A 16,886-nucleotide genomic window follows, 5' to 3' on the forward strand; every position below is an offset into this window, starting at 1 on the left:
AATTCACACAGCTATAAGGAAGACCGCGTTGGAGCACGTCTCTACAGGCACCCTGATTATTACGCTGGTCATTATGATCATCGTGTCCGCTTACTTTTCTGCCTCTGAAACCGGCATGATGACGCTCAACCGCTACCGGTTGCGCCATCAGGCCAAACAGGGAAACCGTGCCGCCCGCCGGGTAGAGAAACTGCTCAAACAGCCCGATCGCCTGATTAGTCTGGTGCTGATCGGCAACAACCTGGTCAACATCCTCGCCTCGGCGCTGGCAACCATCGTAGGGATGCGCCTGTATGGCGATGCCGGCGTGGCAGTTGCCACCGGTGTGCTGACCTTTGCCGTGCTGCTGTTCGCCGAGGTGCTGCCGAAAACCTTCGCCGCCCTCTACCCGGAGCGCATTGCCTTCCCCAGCAGCTTGCTGCTGATGCCGCTGCAAAAAATCATGCTGCCGCTGGTGTGGATCCTCAATACCCTCTCCCGTCTACTAATGCGGCTGTTTGGCATTAAGGCCAACCCGCACCTGAGCGACGCGGTGAGCAAGGAAGAACTGCGCACCATCGTGAATGAGTCACGCTCGCAGATTTCACGCCGCAATCAGGACATGCTGCTCTCCGTGCTCGATCTGGAGAGTGTGTCGGTGAATGACATCATGGTGCCGCGCAATGAGATTGTCGGCATTGACGTCAATGACGACTGGAAATCGATCATGCGCCAGCTTACGCACTCGCCCCATGGCCGTATCGTGCTCTACCGCGAATCGCTGGATGATGTGATTGGCATGTTGCGCGTGCGCGAAGCCTACCGCCTGATGACGGAGAAGAAAGAGTTCAACAAGGAGAACCTGCTGCGGGCGGCGGATGAGATCTACTTTATCCCTGAGGGCACGCCGCTGAATATCCAGCTGGTGAAGTTCCAGCGCAATAAAGAGAAGGTCGGCATCGTGGTGGATGAGTATGGCGATATCCAGGGGCTGGTCACGGTCGAGGATATTCTGGAGGAGATTGTCGGCGACTTCACCACCTCCATGTCCCCTACCCTGGCGGAGGAAGTCACACCGCAGAGCGATGGCTCCGTGCTGATTGAGGGCAGTGCCAACGTGCGTGAACTCAACAAGGCCTTCAACTGGAAGCTGCCGGAGGAGGACGCGCGCACCATCAACGGTATGCTACTGGAGATCCTCGAGGAGATCCCGCCGGTCAATACCCAGATCCGCGTGGAGAACTACGACATCGATATTCTTGACGTGCAGGACAACATGATCAAACAGGTGCGGGTGACGCCGATCCAACCCATTCGCACCAGCGTCGAGCAGTCATAACCGGCGCGACGGCCATAAAAAAAGACGCGTTCAACGCGTCTTTTTTTGTGCCTGCAAAATAGCGCTAGATGTGCAGCTCTTGCAGCTTCTCTTTCGGCAGCGCCAGATCGTCATTGCGGTTAACCACCACATCATGATCCAGGATATGGCGGGCAATCTCTTGCGCCTCATCCAGGGAGTGCATCTGGTAGGTGCCGCACTGGTACTCGTTCAGTTCAGGGATCTGATTCTGTTCGCTGACTTTCAACACGTCTGCCATCGCACCTTTCCAGGCATCGGCCACGCGCTGCTCATCCGGCGTGCCAATCAGGCTCATGTAGAAGCCCGTGCGGCAGCCCATCGGGGAGATGTCGATGATCTCTACGCCATCGCCGTTCAGGTGGTTGCGCATGAAACCTGCGAACAGGTGCTCCAGGGTGTGGATGCCGCGCTCTGGCATCACTTCCAGGTTCGGCCGGCAGAAGCGCAGGTCAAACACGGTGATGGTGTCGCCGTGAGGTGTATGCATGGTTTTCGCAACACGGACCGCAGGGGCTGCCATCCGGGTATGATCTACAGTAAAGCTGTCCAGCAGTGGCATCGTGACACCTCCTCTAAGAAAAAAGATATTTTTAGCGAACGAAGGAAACCTTTTCGCATCCAGCGAGTCTGAATTAGTGAAAGACGCGCATTTGTTATCATCATCCCTGTTAGCAGAGATGCATATTTGGCCACAGTGATTGTGGCCTTTTTCTTTTATTTGGCGGCGTTAACCTGTTCCAGGAACGCGTCGAAGCTAAGCGTGTCCGCCGCCTCCAGCGCCTGCTGCCGCTCAAAGGAAGCACGCTGCTCCTCTGTCAGTGTGTCACTGTCCAGAATCTCCAACGGCTCTTCACTCAGCATATGCCGGTACTGCTCGGCCAGCGCCAGGCCAACCTGTTTCAGGCCACCCTCTTTCATAGCCTGCAATATCCGGGCGGAATATGTCAAATCGGGATTGTCGAACGAGGCAACCAGCTCATCACAGACGCCCTGATACTGGCTGTCGCCGTTGAGCTTATCCAGCACTTCCGCCACACGGCGCAGATCGGCAAACAGCGCCTTGCCGACATCCGCCAGCGGCTCGTGGGAGACTTCACAGCCAATGCCGATGGTCTGGCCCGGTTTGCGCCCCTCAAGGATCACGCGGTTCCAGTTTTTGCGGCTGCACAACAACTCGTCGCTGCTCATCTCTGGCGCATCCGCCAGCGCACACCAGATCAGGAACAGATCCAGGAAGCGGGCCTGCGTGGCATCAACGCCCACCGGCGAGAACGGGTTGATGTCGAGGGAGCGTACCTCGATATACTCAATGCCACCGCGCAGCAGGGCGTCAGATGGCGTTTCACCCCGCTTGGTGACGCGTTTCGGGCGGATAGGCGCATACAGCTCATTTTCAATCTGCAACACGTTGGTGTTTAGTTGCAGGTAGCGGCCATCGCGTTTCACACCCATCGCGGCATACTCTTCAGACGGCGTGCGGATCGCCTTTTTCAACGCCGTCACATAGGTGTGCAGATCGTTGAAGGTGATGCCGAGGTTATTCTGCGATTTATTGGTGTAGCCCAGATCGCTCAGACGCAGCGAGGTGGCATACGGCAGGTAGATCATGCCGTTCTCATCCCGCTCAAATGGCAGGGTGCTCTTGCCCTCACGCCCCTTCAGGAAAGAGGAGCAGATGGCCGGCGACGCGCCGAACAGATAAGGGATAACCCAGCCGAAGCGGTAGTAGTTTCGGATCAGGCTGAAGTAGCCCGCCGAGATCTCCTCTTTACCGCTTTCCGCATCTTTCACGCCCAACCGCGCCTGCCAGAAGGAGAGTGGCAGCGAGAAGTTGTAGTGGACACCAGAGATGATCTGCATCAGGGCGCCATAGCGGTTCTTCAGCCCCTCACGGTAGAGGGTCTTCATCTGGCCAATATTGGATTTTCCATACTGCGCCAGCTCAATATCCTGCTCGTCACCCACATAGCAAGGCATGCTGAATGGCCACATGCGCTCCTGATCCAGTGTCCGCGCGGTGTGGCGGTGGATATCACGCAGGAAAGCCAGCATGTGATCGATGTCGGCATCGACGGGGGTAATAAACTCTAATAGCGCCTCGGCAAAGTCCGTGGTGATCCACTCATGCGTGAGGGCTGCGCCCAACGCTTCTGGATGACCAGTCTGGGCCAGTGAGCCATCCGCGTTCACGCGCAATGTCTCACGCTCAATACCGCGGCGAATGCCCTTAATTGCCTCAGGATGCGCTTCCAACCATGAAAGCGCCTTGGATACGTCCGGGATCAAATTGACCTCCCGCTCTCAAAAAACGATAGCGTATAAGCAGGGCAGCCAAGGCGCCCCGTTGCTTTAAAGCTGTTCAATGCCACCAGGAAACTCCCTGCACAGTAAACCAGGCTAATGCCGCATAACGCGCCCCTTTGCCAAGGCACAGACAGAGCACCACCGGCAACCAGGGCATACGCAACCAACCCGCAAACACGCATAACACATCGCCGACTACAGGAACCCAGCTGAGCAGTAGCGCAGCAGGCCCGAAACGGGTCAGCCAGGCCAGGGCCAATTTATGCCCCCGCTGGACTAACGTTGCCGGTAGAAAGCGTCCTATTATTACATTGGTCACGCCGCCCAGCGTGTTACCCACTGTCGCAGACAACACCAGCACCCAAGGCTCGGTATTGCCAGCGGCAAGCAGCGCGACCAATAAAATTTCTGAATTTCCCGGCAACAGGGTTGCACTGAGAAAGCTGCTGCCAAATAACGAGGCAGCCGCCAGTGTGTCACTCACAACGTGCGCACATCCACATAGGCCATATTGGCCCGCCGGGCGGCTTCAATGCCGAAATCAGCATCCTCAAACACCACACAGCGCTCGGGCGCAACGCCCAGCAGGGTGGCGCAGCGTAAAAATGTCTCGGGGGCCGGTTTATGCTCGGTCACGTCATCCGCGCCGACAATGGCCTGAAAACACTCCAGCACACCCAGATGGCGCAGCAGCGCTTCCGCCATAGCGTGCTCACTGCCCGTGCCGACTGCCATAGGCCGACGCCCGTGGTAGGCTTTCACCACTTCCAGCAGCGGCAGTGGTTGCACGCTGTCAAACAGCATCTCTTTCACCGCAGCGGTCTTCTCCGCCGCCAGCTGATGTGCATCCAGATCCGCCTGATGAGTGGCAATAATGGTTTCGGCAACCCGCCAGGTGGGCGAGCCATTCAGTGCCGCCAGGCTCTCGGCATCATAGTGCATGCCATAACGTGACAAGACATGATCCCAGGCTTTGCGGTGTGTCGGCTCGGTATCCAATATGGTGCCATCCATATCAAATATCAGTCCTTCGTAACGATCGTACATCATGTACTCCGCATTCACTGAAAAGAGAAAAACTACTTTAGCTGAAACTCTTTTGAATGTCGCATGTTGGTTAATTGACGGTAGCGAAGTGGCACAGACAATCAATCAATGAAAATAGGCCAGCATTAAAAAAATCCCTATAAAACAGAAAACAACCTGAATTCCACGGCGGAGTCTGGCGTTTTAATCACCACTTAACATGATGAAATTTCGGAATAAACGGGATTTATCTTTATTGGAAATCGGCTTTGGCGACGGCGGAAATGGTTGCTGGAAAAGTGGAGAAAACCGGCAGGTAGCGAGTGGCCGTAAAGCGACGTGGCATTAGCTAAACGCAATAGATAAGATATGTTTTAGTAATGCACAGAGCCAGCGAAAGATGAGCTGTGCTGATGGAGCCATTCAGAAGTAATGGTGCGTATTAGTGCGGGTAGAACGAAAGGGGAATCAATACAGGGAAAATGGTGCATCCAGGAGGATTCGAACCTCCGACCGCTCGGTTCGTAGCCGAGTACTCTATCCAGCTGAGCTATGGATGCATTAGTAGGTTTTTTACTGCTGGCCTTTACCGAAAGGCATTCGACAAAAGCAAAGATGGTGCATCCAGGAGGATTCGAACCTCCGACCGCTCGGTTCGTAGCCGAGTACTCTATCCAGCTGAGCTATGGATGCATTGGTAGGTTTTTTACTGCCAGCCCTTACCGATAATATATTCGATAAAAGCAAAGATGGTGCATCCAGGAGGATTCGAACCTCCGACCGCTCGGTTCGTAGCCGAGTACTCTATCCAGCTGAGCTATGGATGCAACGGAATTACTTTCTTTGATACTGTATGGTATTGCTATTACCACATCACCATACTGTAGAATATGGTGCATCCAGGAGGATTCGAACCTCCGACCGCTCGGTTCGTAGCCGAGTACTCTATCCAGCTGAGCTATGGATGCAAATGGCGGTGAGGGAGGGATTCGAACCCTCGATGCAGCTTTTGACCGCATACTCCCTTAGCAGGGGAGCGCCTTCAGCCTCTCGGCCACCTCACCTTACGCCTCTTTCGAGTTGCGCTGACTAACTTTTTGAAAGCTCATCGTCGCTGCGTGGCGCACATATTACTTTCCCGGCTTTATAAGTCAAACCCTTTTTTTTAATCTCATGCGCGTTTGAGCAAAACATACCCAACATGGGCACTTTAAAGACAAAATGGTTTTTTTATCAACGCAAAAAGGGCATAACCATAAGAATTGAGAAGCAGCAGGAATGGTAAAAAGAGACAAGAAAAGGTAGCCGACAGGCAGAAAGCGGAGGGAAAAAGTGACTGGCGCCTCGCTTCCCGCGTGACGCCGGTTGAATTAGTAGGTCGTTTGCTGGGACTTTTCAGCTTGAATGCGTTGGTAGATTTCTTCGCGATGGACAGAAACCTCTTTGGGGGCGTTGACACCAATACGTACCTGGTTACCTTTCACCCCTAATACAGTGACAGTCACCTCATCGCCAATCATGAGGGTTTCACCAACTCGACGAGTCAGAATAAGCATTCTTTGCTCCTTGAAAGATTGTAAGAGTCGGGTCTCTCGGTTTCCCCGCCATTATCCATCATATACTGTGAAAACGTAAACCATGCGACTGCATTAACTATAAGTTAGTGTCAGGGCACCAACGTCATCTCTGTTTAGTTTAGTCGAATTCGGCAGGTTTGTGGCGGCAGCTCAAGTACCCTATCCCTGGTAAAAATAAAAACGCCATAACGCGCAACGCGTTATGGCGTATCAATGAACCTGAATTATGACAAAATTATAATTTATCTTCTACCCAGGCTGTAACACTCTCCAGCGCTGCTGGCAGGGCATTAACGTCACTGCCGCCCGCCTGTGCCATATCCGGGCGGCCACCGCCCTTACCGCCCACCTGCTGGGCGATAAAGCCAATCAGCTCGCCTGCTTTCACGCGGTCAGTCAGGTCTTTGGTCACGCCAGCGATCAGGCTCACTTTGCCCTCTGCCGCCGTTGCCAGCACAATCACCGCGGAACCGAGCTGGTTTTTCAGATCGTCTACCATGGTGCGCAGCATCTTCGGCTCGACGTTGTCCAGCTTGCTCACCAGCAGCTGCGTGCCCTTCACCGTTTTGGCGTTGGAAGAGAGCGAGGCGCTCTCCTGTGCCGCCTGCTGGTCTTTCAGCTGTTGCAGCTCTTTCTCCAGCTGGCGCGAACGCTCAATCAGCGCACGGACTTTGTCAGAGACGGTGTTGGCATCGCCCTTTACCAGATAGGAGATGCTGTGCAGCAGATCGGTCTCCTGGTGCAGGGTGGCGATAGCCCCCTCCCCGGTCACCGCTTCGATACGGCGAATGCCTGCAGCGGTGCCAGACTCACTCTGGATGCGGAACAGGCCGATGTCGCCGGTGCGGCTGGCGTGGGTGCCGCCGCACAGCTCGGTGGAGAAGTCGCCCATGCTCAGTACACGCACATGGTCTTCATACTTCTCGCCGAACAGCGCCATTGCGCCTTTTGCTTTCGCCTCTTCCAGCGCCATGATCTGGGTTTCCACCGGCAGGTTGCGACGGATCTGGGCGTTGACGATATCCTCTACCGCGCGAATCTCTTCCGGCTTCATCGCTTCGAAGTGGGAGAAGTCGAAACGCAGGTACTTATCGTTAACCAGCGAGCCTTTCTGGCCGACGTGCTCACCCAGCACCTGACGCAGTGCCGCGTGCAGCAAGTGAGTTGCCGAGTGGTTCAGACGGATGCGGTTGCGGCGCGCCACGTCCACACGGGCTTCCACGGCGTCATTGATGCTCAGGGTACCCTGGCTCAGCACACCCTGATGGCCGATAGCCTGGCCATACTTCTGGGTGTCGATGACATCGAACTCAGCAGCGGCAGTACGCAGCTGGCCCTTGTCGCCCACCTGGCCGCCGGACTCGGCGTAGAAGGGGGTCTCATCCAGAACGATGACCGCGTTGTCGCCAGCGTTGATGGTGTCCACCGGCTGGCCGTCACGGTAGAGGGCCACGACTTTCGCTTGCAGATCCAGCTGGTCATAACCTAGGAACTGGGTGCTGCCATCCACGCGGATCAGGCTGTTGTAGTCCGCGCCAAAGCCGCTGGACTCACGGGCACGACGACGCTGCTGCTCCATCGCCTGATTGAAGCCCTTTTCGTCAACCTTCAGGTTGCGCTCACGGCACACGTCCGCCGTCAGATCCAGCGGGAAGCCGTAGGTGTCATACAGGCGGAAGGCGGTTTCGCCATCCAGCGTATCGCCTTGCAGGTTAGCCAGCACGTCATCCAGCAGCGCCAGACCGCGCTCCAGGGTACGGGCGAACTGCTCCTCTTCGGTCTTCAGCACCTGCTCCACCAGCGCCTGCTGGCGTTGCAGCTCCTCTGCCGCCGGGCCCATTACCGCGATCAGCGGGGCCACCAGCTTATAGAAGAAGGTCTCTTTCGCGCCCAGCATGTTGCCGTGGCGGATGGCGCGGCGAATGATGCGGCGCAGCACATAGCCACGGTTTTCATTCGACGGAATGACGCCATCAGAGATCAGGAAGGCACAGGAGCGGATATGGTCCGCGATCACGCGCAGGGATTTGTTATCCAGATCGGTGGCGCCAGTAACGTCCGCCACTGCCTTGATCAGGGTTTTGAACAGGTCGATCTCATAGTTGGAGTTCACATGCTGCAATACCGCGGCAATACGCTCCAGCCCCATGCCGGTATCCACGGAGGGTTTCGGCAGCGGTTCCATGGTGCCATCGGCCTGGCGGTTGAACTGCATGAAGACCACGTTCCAGATCTCGATATAGCGATCGCCATCCTCATCCGGGCTGCCCGGCGGGCCGCCAGCGATGTGATCGCCGTGATCAAAGAAGATCTCGGTGCACGGGCCGCATGGGCCGGTGTCGCCCATCTGCCAGAAGTTGTCAGAGGCGTAAGGTTTGCCCTTGTTGTCGCCGATACGGATGATGCGCTCTTGCGGCACGCCAATCTCTTTCAGCCAGATGTCATAGGCTTCGTCATCGGTTTCATAGACGGTAACCCACAGGCGCTCTTTCGGCAGGGCGAACCAGTTTTCGCCGGTCAGCAGCTCCCAGGCGTACTGGATGGCGTCATGCTTGAAGTAGTCGCCAAAGCTGAAGTTACCCAGCATCTCAAAGAAGGTGTGGTGACGCGCGGTGTAACCCACATTTTCGAGGTCATTATGCTTACCGCCCGCACGCACGCAGCGCTGTGAGGTCGTGGCGCGCGAATAGGCGCGCTTGTCCAGGCCAAGGAAAACGTCCTTGAATTGGTTCATCCCGGCGTTGGTAAACAGCAGCGTCGGGTCGTTGTTGGGCACCAGCGAGCTGCTTGATACAACTTGGTGTCCTTTGCTCTGGAAGAAATCGAGAAACGCTTGACGGATCTCAGCGGTGCTCTTGCTCATAAATGTCCCGGAATCAGGCTAGAAGAACGGCCCGTAAGCTCCCTGCCCTACATCCTGACGCGGGCAAACAGCTTACGAACAAAAAGTGGGAATAAGATAAAATTTCTTCACTGGGAAGTAAAATCCAGTATGCGCTCAATCCTCAAAATCGCGATAAATCGACTGGATCTCCTCCTGGAAGAAGCCGCGGTACTGCAAAAAGCGCTGAACCTTCGCTTTCTCCTTCCACTCCGTCGGCAGGTGGTCGCCAAACTTGCGCTGCGCCAGTTCGCGCGCCTGCAGGCACCAGTCCACCTCACTCTCCTCGAAGCCGACATTAATGGTCTCTTTTGCCACTCCCTTCTGCACCAGTTCGGAACGGATGCGTTGCGGCCCATATCCCCTGCGGCTGCGGCTATTGATATAGCTACGGGTAAAGCGCTGGTCATCCAGGTATTGATGCATTAGGCAGTAGTCGATGATCTGCTCGACCAACTGCGGATCAATCTCCTCCACTGGCACCGGCGCGGGCAGCGGCTGGGGCTTGGCATCTTCATCCTCAGAGGGGCGACGTGAGGCGCGGGAGAATGAGGGTTGGCGCGGCTTGAACACCGGCGGTGTCTCCAGCTTACGGCGCAACTCTGACTCGCTGTGGTCACGCTGGGCCAGCAGGCGCATGGCGCGCGCCAGCAGGGTATTGAGTTGCTCTTTTTCGCTGCGGGCAGGTGGGGGGGATTGATTGCTCATCGGCATCTCCTCGGTGGGATGGCGGCGACCATCCGATCGGCAGATAAAAAAACAGCCAGAGTGCTTTCGCACCCTGGCTGGTTCAACGCGGACTATCGATTAAAACTCTTCGCTCATCTCTGCGCCGTCGTCATCGAAGGCTTCAGAGGCGGACGCGTTGGCGGTCTCACCGTTGGTGGTCAGCAGCAGCTCACGCAGCTTCTTGTCCAGCTCGGCGGCAATGGCCGGGTTCTCTTTCAGGTAGTTGCAGGCGTTAGCCTTGCCCTGACCGATCTTGTCACCGTTGTAGCTGTACCAGGCACCGGCTTTCTCCACCAGTTTGTGTTTCACGCCCAGGTCGATCAGCTCGCCGTTGATGTTGATCCCTTCGCCGTACATGATCTGGAACTCAGCCTGCTTGAACGGTGCAGCCACTTTGTTCTTGACCACTTTCACGCGGGTTTCGCTCCCGACCACGACGTCGCCCTCTTTGATGGCGCCGATGCGGCGGATATCAAGACGCACGGAGGCGTAGAACTTCAGCGCATTACCGCCGGTGGTGGTCTCTGGGTTACCAAACATCACACCGATCTTCATACGGATCTGGTTGATGAAGATCAGCAGGGTATTGGCCTGCTTCAGGTTACCGGCCAGCTTACGCATCGCCTGGCTCATCATACGGGCCGCCAGACCCATGTGGGAGTCACCGATCTCACCTTCGATCTCCGCTTTCGGCGTCAGGGCCGCCACGGAGTCAACGATGATGACGTCAACCGCGCCAGAGCGGGTCAGGGCATCACAGATCTCCAGCGCCTGCTCACCGGTGTCCGGCTGGGAACAGAGCAGGTTGTCGATGTCTACGCCCAGCTTTTTGGCGTAGATTGGGTCCAGGGCGTGCTCGGCGTCGATGAAGGCACAGGTTTTGCCTTCACGCTGCGCGGCAGCGATCACCTGCAGGGTCAGCGTGGTTTTACCCGAGGATTCAGGCCCGTAGATCTCAACGATACGACCCATCGGTAAACCACCCGCACCCAATGCAATATCAAGCGACAGAGAACCGGTAGAGATCGTTTCCACGTCCATAGAGCGATCTTCACCGAGGCGCATGATGGAGCCTTTGCCAAATTGCTTCTCAATTTGACCCAGTGCTGCAGCTAACGCCTTTTGCTTATTCTCATCAATAGCCATGTTAACTCCTCTCGGACAGTGCAAGGTCATCACCCCGGGACTGTCACTGATTGTAATTTGGTGTGCCGGAAAACGAGACGAATTATACTGTATGCGCATACAGTACCACAAGCTTATTTTTCCAGAAATTCATCAAGTAGGGATTGCAAAGCGAAAACAGCGGCTTGCATTCTGATCGCCTCGCGGTCACCGGAAAAGTGCTGCTTAAAGGCCAGGATCTGCCCCTCTTCGTTCGCCAGCCCAAACCATACGGTGCCAACCGGTTTGGCCTCACTGCCGCCGCCGGGGCCAGCGATGCCGCTGATGGCGACGGCATAATCCGCGACGGCCGCCTTCAACGCGCCGTAGGCCATTTCACGCACCACCTCCTCGCTGACTGCGCCATAACTGCTGAGGGTCTCCTCTGCCACCCCCAGCATCTCATGCTTGGCGGTGTTGCTATAGGTCACAAAGCCGCGGTCAAACCAGGCCGAGCTGCCAGCGATGTCGGTGATGGATTTCGCCACCAGCCCACCGGTGCAGGACTCCGCACAGGTGACCCAAGCCTCCTGCTGCTGTAGCAGTTCCCCCAGTCGCACACTCAGCGCATGCAAGGTTTTTTCGCTCATGACATATCCTGTTTGTGAAGAGGGTAAGTGGGTCCAATGTTAGCACTTCTCAAGGGAAGCATGGGCGATAGTGCGCTTTTTTGCGAGACGTGCCGAAGGAGCAAATGAAAACCCGATTGGATTGGTGCGGATGCGTTTTCAACCTTGGAGCCAGCTGTTAACATCACGTCACTTTGAGCAAGGGGAACCCTTGCCGGTCCCTCTCTTTTCGTCAGTCCGTCGTTGTCCCTGCGGCGCAGACCCAACCTAATTTGCAGTGAAGACTATGGAACATAACGCTTACGTAGACCACACCCCGATGATGCAGCAGTACCTGCGCCTGAAGGCCGACCATCCCGACATCCTGCTGTTCTACCGCATGGGTGACTTCTACGAGCTCTTCTTTGACGATGCCCGGCGCGCCTCGCAGCTGCTGGATATCTCCCTGACCAAGCGCGGCCAGTCGGCGGGCGAGCCGATCCCGATGGCTGGCGTGCCGCACCACGCGGTGGAGAACTATCTGGCGAAGCTGGTGCAGCTGGGTGAGTCAGTGGCGATTTGCGAGCAGATCGGCGACCCGGCCACCACCAAGGGGCCAGTGGAGCGCAAGGTGGTGCGGATCGTCACCCCTGGCACCGTCAGTGACGAGGCACTGCTCAAAGAGCGGCAGGATAACCTGCTGGCCGCCATCTGGCGCGATGGGCGTGGCTACGGCTACGCCACGCTCGATATCAGCTCCGGGCGCTTCCAGGTGGTAGAGCCTGCCGACAGCGAGACGATGGCGGCGGAGTTACAGCGCTCCAACCCAGCCGAGTTGCTCTACCCGGAGGAGTTCCCGGAGATGGCGCTGATTGAGCAGCGCCACGGCCTGCGTCGTCGCCCGATCTGGGAGTTCGAACTGGAGACGGCGCGCCAGCAGCTCAACCTGCAATTTGGCACCCGTGACCTGACCGGCTTTGGCGTTGAGCAGGCCACGCAGGCGCTGCGGGCGGCTGGCTGCCTGCTCCAGTATGTGAAAGATACCCAGCGCACCTCCCTGCCCCACATCCGTGGGCTGACGATGGAGCGCCAGCAGGATGGCATCATCATGGATGCCGCCACGCGCCGCAATCTGGAGCTGACCCAGAACCTGGCCGGCGGCACCGACAACACGCTGGCGGCCATTTTGGATCGCTGCGTCACGCCAATGGGCAGCCGGATGCTCAAGCGCTGGCTGCACATGCCAAGCCGCAACCGTACCCTGCTGACCCAGCGCCAGCAGGCGATTGCAGCGCTGCAGGAGGCGGCGGAAGATCTGCAACCCCTGCTGCGTCAGGTGGGTGATCTGGAGCGCATTCTGGCCCGTCTGGCGCTGCGCAGCGCCCGCCCGCGCGATCTGGCGCGGATGCGCTTTGCCTTGCAGCAGTTGCCGGAGATTCGCGAAGTGATGGCCCCGCTGACGGCCGGACACCTGCCCGCGCTGCAAGAGAGCGCCGGGGAGTTCACCGAGCTGGTGGCACTGCTGGAGCGGGCGATCATTGAGTCACCGCCAGTGCTGGTGCGTGACGGCGGCGTGATCGCGCCCGGCTACCATGCGGAGCTGGATGAGTGGCGCGCGCTGGCAGACGGCGCGACGGACTACCTCGACCAGCTGGAGATCCGCGAGCGTGAGAAGCTGGGCCTTGATACGCTGAAGGTCGGCTTCAACGGCGTGCACGGCTACTTCATTCAGGTCAGCCGTGGCCAGAGCCATCTGGTGCCGATGCACTATGTGCGCCGCCAGACGCTGAAAAATGCCGAACGCTACATCATCCCAGAGCTGAAGGAGTATGAAGACAAGGTGCTCACCTCCAAAGGCAAGGCGCTGTCACTTGAGAAGGCGCTCTACGAGGAGCTGTTCGACCTGCTGCTGCCGCACCTGCCCGCGTTGCAGCAGAGCGCGGCCGCGCTGGCAGAGCTGGATGTGCTGTGCAACCTGGCGGAGCGCGCCGAGACGCTGAACTATCACTGCCCAACCTTGAGCGACCAGCCCGGCATCAAAATCAGCGGGGGCCGCCACCCGGTGGTGGAGCAGGTACTGAAAGATCCCTTCATCGCCAACCCGCTGGCACTCTCCTCGGCGCGTCGCCTGCTGATCATCACCGGCCCGAACATGGGCGGCAAGAGCACCTACATGCGTCAGGCGGCGCTGATTGTGCTGCTGGCGCACATTGGCAGCTTTGTGCCAGCGGATGGCGCAGTCATTGGGCCGGTTGACCGCATCTTTACCCGCGTCGGCGCGGCAGATGACCTGGCCTCCGGCCGCTCCACCTTCATGGTGGAGATGACGGAGACCGCCAACATCCTGCACAACGCCACCGAGAACAGTCTGGTGCTGATGGATGAGATTGGCCGTGGCACCTCCACCTACGATGGCCTATCGCTGGCCTGGGCCTGCGCCGAAAACCTGGCGAGCCGCATCAAGGCGATGACGCTGTTTGCCACCCACTACTTCGAGCTGACCACCCTACCCGAGAAGATGGAGGGGGTGGTCAACATCCATCTGGACGCGGTGGAGCACGGCGATACCATCGCCTTCATGCACAATGTACAGGAGGGCGCGGCCAGCAAAAGTTATGGTCTGGCCGTCGCCTCGCTGGCGGGTGTCCCACGTGATGTCATCAAGCGCGCGCGGCAGAAGCTGAGGGAGCTGGAGAGCCTCTCCAACCATGCGGCGGGCAGCCATGTGGATAGCGCGCAGCTGACGCTGCTGAGTGAGGAGACTTCACCGGCCGTGGAGGCGCTGGAGGCACTAGACCCTGACTCCCTGTCGCCCAAGCAGGCGCTGGAGTGGATCTACCGGCTGAAAAATATGGTGTAGCAAGGATCGATCCTGGCGGGCGGCGATCGCGATCCGCCCGATCCCCACGGATCGTTTTAACGAAGCGTTGGGTGAACGATCGTCTGCGGTCACCAATGTACAGGCGAAAAAAAACGGTGGGCAAGGCCCACCGTTTTGCTTTCTTTTTCAATGAATCATTAACATCCTGAGCAGGTTAATGATTCACGGCTTTTCCAGAGCAATAGGATGCGCCACTTACTCGCGGAACAGTGCCTCAATGCTCAGCCCCTGACCCTGCAAAATTTCACGCAGGCGGCGCAGACCTTCAACTTGAATCTGACGAACACGTTCACGGGTCAGACCAATTTCCCGGCCAACATCTTCCAGTGTGGCAGCTTCGTAGCCCAACAGGCCAAAACGACGCGCCAACACTTCACGCTGTTTGGCGTTCAGTTCGAACAGCCATTTCACGATGCTCTGTTTCATGTCATCGTCTTGCGTGGTGTCTTCCGGACCATTGTCCTTCTCGTCTGCCAGAATATCCAGCAGCGCTTTCTCAGAATCGCCACCCAGCGGGGTATCCACTGAGGTGATGCGCTCATTCAGGCGCAACATGCGACTGACATCATCCACCGGCTTGTCGAGTTGCTCGGCAATCTCTTCCGCGCTCGGTTCATGATCCAGCTTGTGAGAAAGCTCACGTGCGGTACGCAGATACACGTTCAGTTCTTTCACGATGTGGATCGGCAGACGGATGGTACGGGTTTGGTTCATGATAGCCCGTTCAATCGTCTGGCGAATCCACCAGGTCGCATAGGTAGAAAATCGGAAGCCGCGCTCCGGGTCAAATTTCTCAACGGCACGGATCAAACCGAGGTTACCCTCTTCAATCAGATCCAACAGTGCCAGACCACGGTTACTGTAACGACGGGCGATTTTTACTACCAAGCGCAAGTTACTTTCAATCATACGACGGCGGGACGGCACGTCACCGCGCAGTGCTCGCCGCGCAAAATAGACCTCTTCCTCTGCGGTCAGAAGAGGCGAATAACCAATTTCACCGAGATACAGTTGAGTAGCATCCAGCACTCGTTGGCTCACAGCTTGTGATAACAGTTCTTCCTCAGAAGCCTCGTTATCAACAGGCTCTTCAACGAGTGCTTTCTCGTCAAAGGCTTCACCGCCGTTCTCGTCGAAATCCGCGTCATCATGTAACTCGTTAACTTTCAGCGTACTTTGGCTCATAAGCTGCTCCTACCCGTGATCCCAAGGCAGAATACAAGGATTCTGCCCAATTTATCGCTGCGGAAGATAACGCAGCGGGTTTACGGATTTCCCCTTGTAACGAATTTCAAAATGCAATCTTGTCGAACTGGTTCCGGTGCTACCCATGGTCGCTATCTTCTGACCCGCCTGCACTTCTTGTTGTTCCCGAACCAGCATTGTGTCGTTATGTGCATAGGCGCTCAGGTAATCATCATTGTGTTTAATGATGATCAGATTACCGTAACCGCGCAGCGCATTCCCTGCATACACAACCCGCCCACTGGCGGTCGCGACGATGGACTGACCACGCGAACCGGCGATATCGATCCCCTTATTGCCTCCCTCAGACGCTGAGAAGCTATCGATAATTTTACCGTCAGTAGGCCATCTCCAGCTGCTTACCGGCGCGCCGGTATTCGCTGTACTGCTGACGGTAGTGCTCGGTGCGGTAACAGGCGCTGTCGTAGCCACTACAGCCCCTGATGAAGGCAACATATGGCCTACATTCTGTTTACCAGAATTATCAGAATACGCGCTAGTTGGACGAGAATCAACCGTTGCGCTTTGTATCTGCGTACTGGATGGGGGTTTCGGTACCCCGCCACGGGTGGCGTCAGTGGCCACCAAAGCCCCGCCAGTACTGGCTCCAGAGGAGACATTATTGATCTGAATTGATTGCCCAACATTTAGGCTATAGGGGGCCGGAATATTGTTGCGGGCGGCCAGATCGCGGAAGTCATTGCCGGTAATCCAGGCGATATAGAATAGGGTATCGCCCCGTTTGACGGTGTAGGTGCTGCCGGTATAACTGCCCTTGGGGATGGTGTTGTAACTGCGGTTATAGACGATCCGCCCCTGCGGCGCGCCCTGCATATTTCCTTGCGGGGCAGAGCCTTGCATCATACCGCCCTGGCTACCGCCCCCACCGCCGACGCTCGAGATCGGCGCAGTGTTGGTGGCGTTATTGGAACAGCCCGCCAGCCATAAACTCACCACTGTACACGCCGCGATGCGGCGCAATGTAATAATCGGGCTTCCCGTGCTCATGCTTCCCCCATGACAGCAAAATCAGTGAACTATCCAAAAAACCTTATCAATCGGCGGCAACCGGGCCACGCGGCCCCGCTGCGCGACCCCAAGGCCTCCCCGCAGCTGCCATGGCGGCCAGCGGGAGAGAAAAACGCTGCACGGATGCTATCAACAATCGCTGGTACAGCGCCATAGGAGAGAT

General features: G+C 57.1%; 13 protein-coding genes and 5 tRNA genes. 2 read left to right on the forward strand and 16 right to left on the reverse strand.

Going from position 1 to position 16,886, the window contains the following annotated elements; all coding sequences use genetic code 11:
- Window positions 1-28 precede the first annotated feature (28 nt).
- On the forward strand, window positions 29-1,318 hold the full coding sequence (locus tag ACK3SD_RS14025; RefSeq protein WP_481125879.1) for an HlyC/CorC family transporter: 1,290 nt from the start codon (window positions 29-31) through the stop codon (window positions 1,316-1,318).
- 64 nt (window positions 1,319-1,382) lie between these two features.
- Here ACK3SD_RS14025 and luxS read toward each other — a convergent pair whose 3' ends face one another.
- From luxS to pncC, 14 genes are all read right to left on the reverse strand, one after another.
- Complete coding sequence (luxS, locus tag ACK3SD_RS14030; RefSeq protein ID WP_137764177.1) at window positions 1,383-1,898, reverse strand: S-ribosylhomocysteine lyase; 516 nt, start codon at window positions 1,896-1,898, stop codon at window positions 1,383-1,385.
- Between the two features lie 155 nt (window positions 1,899-2,053).
- Window positions 2,054-3,625, reverse strand: a complete 1,572-nt coding sequence (gene gshA, locus ACK3SD_RS14035; protein ID WP_481125880.1) for a glutamate--cysteine ligase — start codon at window positions 3,623-3,625, stop codon at window positions 2,054-2,056.
- A gap of 73 nt (window positions 3,626-3,698) precedes the next feature.
- A complete protein-coding gene (locus ACK3SD_RS14040) occupies window positions 3,699-4,127 on the reverse strand; it encodes a YqaA family protein (protein WP_481125881.1) in 429 nt (142 codons plus the stop codon).
- Window positions 4,124-4,690, reverse strand: coding sequence for a fructose-1-phosphate/6-phosphogluconate phosphatase (yqaB, locus tag ACK3SD_RS14045; protein ID WP_481125882.1), 567 nt, complete (start codon window positions 4,688-4,690; stop codon window positions 4,124-4,126). The genes ACK3SD_RS14040 and yqaB overlap by 4 nt, the downstream gene beginning before the upstream one ends.
- Before the next feature lie 462 nt (window positions 4,691-5,152).
- Window positions 5,153-5,229: transfer RNA gene (locus tag ACK3SD_RS14050), tRNA-Arg, on the reverse strand.
- A 56-nt stretch (window positions 5,230-5,285) separates the two neighbouring features.
- A tRNA-Arg gene (locus ACK3SD_RS14055) sits at window positions 5,286-5,362 on the reverse strand.
- A gap of 57 nt (window positions 5,363-5,419) precedes the next feature.
- A tRNA-Arg gene (locus ACK3SD_RS14060) sits at window positions 5,420-5,496 on the reverse strand.
- Window positions 5,497-5,560: 64 nt separating this feature from the next.
- Window positions 5,561-5,637 (reverse strand) — tRNA-Arg (locus ACK3SD_RS14065).
- A gap of 3 nt (window positions 5,638-5,640) precedes the next feature.
- A tRNA-Ser gene (locus ACK3SD_RS14070) sits at window positions 5,641-5,733 on the reverse strand.
- Window positions 5,734-6,039: 306 nt separating this feature from the next.
- Window positions 6,040-6,225 (reverse strand): carbon storage regulator CsrA, encoded by a 186-nt coding sequence (gene csrA, locus ACK3SD_RS14075; protein ID WP_004091602.1) that lies wholly within the window; start codon window positions 6,223-6,225, stop codon window positions 6,040-6,042.
- A 256-nt stretch (window positions 6,226-6,481) separates the two neighbouring features.
- Window positions 6,482-9,109, reverse strand: a complete 2,628-nt coding sequence (gene alaS / locus ACK3SD_RS14080; RefSeq protein ID WP_481125883.1) for an alanine--tRNA ligase — start codon at window positions 9,107-9,109, stop codon at window positions 6,482-6,484.
- A gap of 135 nt (window positions 9,110-9,244) precedes the next feature.
- The gene (recX, locus tag ACK3SD_RS14085) at window positions 9,245-9,841 is read right to left on the reverse strand and encodes a recombination regulator RecX (protein WP_481125884.1); all 597 of its coding nucleotides are present in this window, start codon (window positions 9,839-9,841) and stop codon (window positions 9,245-9,247) included.
- 93 nt (window positions 9,842-9,934) lie between these two features.
- Entirely contained in the window at window positions 9,935-11,002 is a 1,068-nt protein-coding gene (gene recA / locus ACK3SD_RS14090; protein ID WP_137764182.1) for a recombinase RecA, read from the reverse strand.
- A gap of 113 nt (window positions 11,003-11,115) precedes the next feature.
- Complete coding sequence (pncC, locus tag ACK3SD_RS14095) at window positions 11,116-11,610, reverse strand: nicotinamide-nucleotide amidase (RefSeq protein ID WP_481125885.1); 495 nt, start codon at window positions 11,608-11,610, stop codon at window positions 11,116-11,118.
- A gap of 265 nt (window positions 11,611-11,875) precedes the next feature.
- On the opposite strand from pncC, the gene mutS reads away from it, so the two are divergent.
- The gene (gene mutS, locus ACK3SD_RS14100; protein WP_481125886.1) at window positions 11,876-14,428 is read left to right on the forward strand and encodes a DNA mismatch repair protein MutS; all 2,553 of its coding nucleotides are present in this window, start codon (window positions 11,876-11,878) and stop codon (window positions 14,426-14,428) included.
- A 216-nt stretch (window positions 14,429-14,644) separates the two neighbouring features.
- On the opposite strand, the gene rpoS is transcribed toward mutS, so the two are convergent.
- Window positions 14,645-15,634, reverse strand: coding sequence for an RNA polymerase sigma factor RpoS (gene rpoS, locus ACK3SD_RS14105; protein WP_137764185.1), 990 nt, complete (start codon window positions 15,632-15,634; stop codon window positions 14,645-14,647).
- A gap of 51 nt (window positions 15,635-15,685) precedes the next feature.
- Window positions 15,686-16,684, reverse strand: a complete 999-nt coding sequence (gene nlpD / locus ACK3SD_RS14110) for a murein hydrolase activator NlpD (protein WP_168195898.1) — start codon at window positions 16,682-16,684, stop codon at window positions 15,686-15,688.
- Window positions 16,685-16,886: the final 202 nt, after the last annotated feature.

The sequence above is a fragment of the Chimaeribacter sp. YP20170169 genome (assembly GCF_056739715.1).

What these genes read in the sequence shown, in the direction of transcription:
- rpoS (WP_137764185.1), bottom strand. Translation starts at nt 15,634, where the DNA reads ATGAGCCAAAGTACGCTGAAAGTTAACGAGTTACATGATGACGCGGAT.
- recA (WP_137764182.1), bottom strand. Translation starts at nt 11,002, where the DNA reads ATGGCTATTGATGAGAATAAGCAAAAGGCGTTAGCTGCAGCACTGGGT.
- yqaB (WP_481125882.1), bottom strand. Translation starts at nt 4,690, where the DNA reads ATGTACGATCGTTACGAAGGACTGATATTTGATATGGATGGCACCATA.
- pncC (WP_481125885.1), bottom strand. Translation starts at nt 11,610, where the DNA reads ATGAGCGAAAAAACCTTGCATGCGCTGAGTGTGCGACTGGGGGAACTG.
- alaS (WP_481125883.1), bottom strand. Translation starts at nt 9,109, where the DNA reads ATGAGCAAGAGCACCGCTGAGATCCGTCAAGCGTTTCTCGATTTCTTC.
- recX (WP_481125884.1), bottom strand. Translation starts at nt 9,841, where the DNA reads ATGCCGATGAGCAATCAATCCCCCCCACCTGCCCGCAGCGAAAAAGAG.
- csrA (WP_004091602.1), bottom strand. Translation starts at nt 6,225, where the DNA reads ATGCTTATTCTGACTCGTCGAGTTGGTGAAACCCTCATGATTGGCGAT.
- mutS (WP_481125886.1), top strand. Translation starts at nt 11,876, where the DNA reads ATGGAACATAACGCTTACGTAGACCACACCCCGATGATGCAGCAGTAC.
- luxS (WP_137764177.1), bottom strand. Translation starts at nt 1,898, where the DNA reads ATGCCACTGCTGGACAGCTTTACTGTAGATCATACCCGGATGGCAGCC.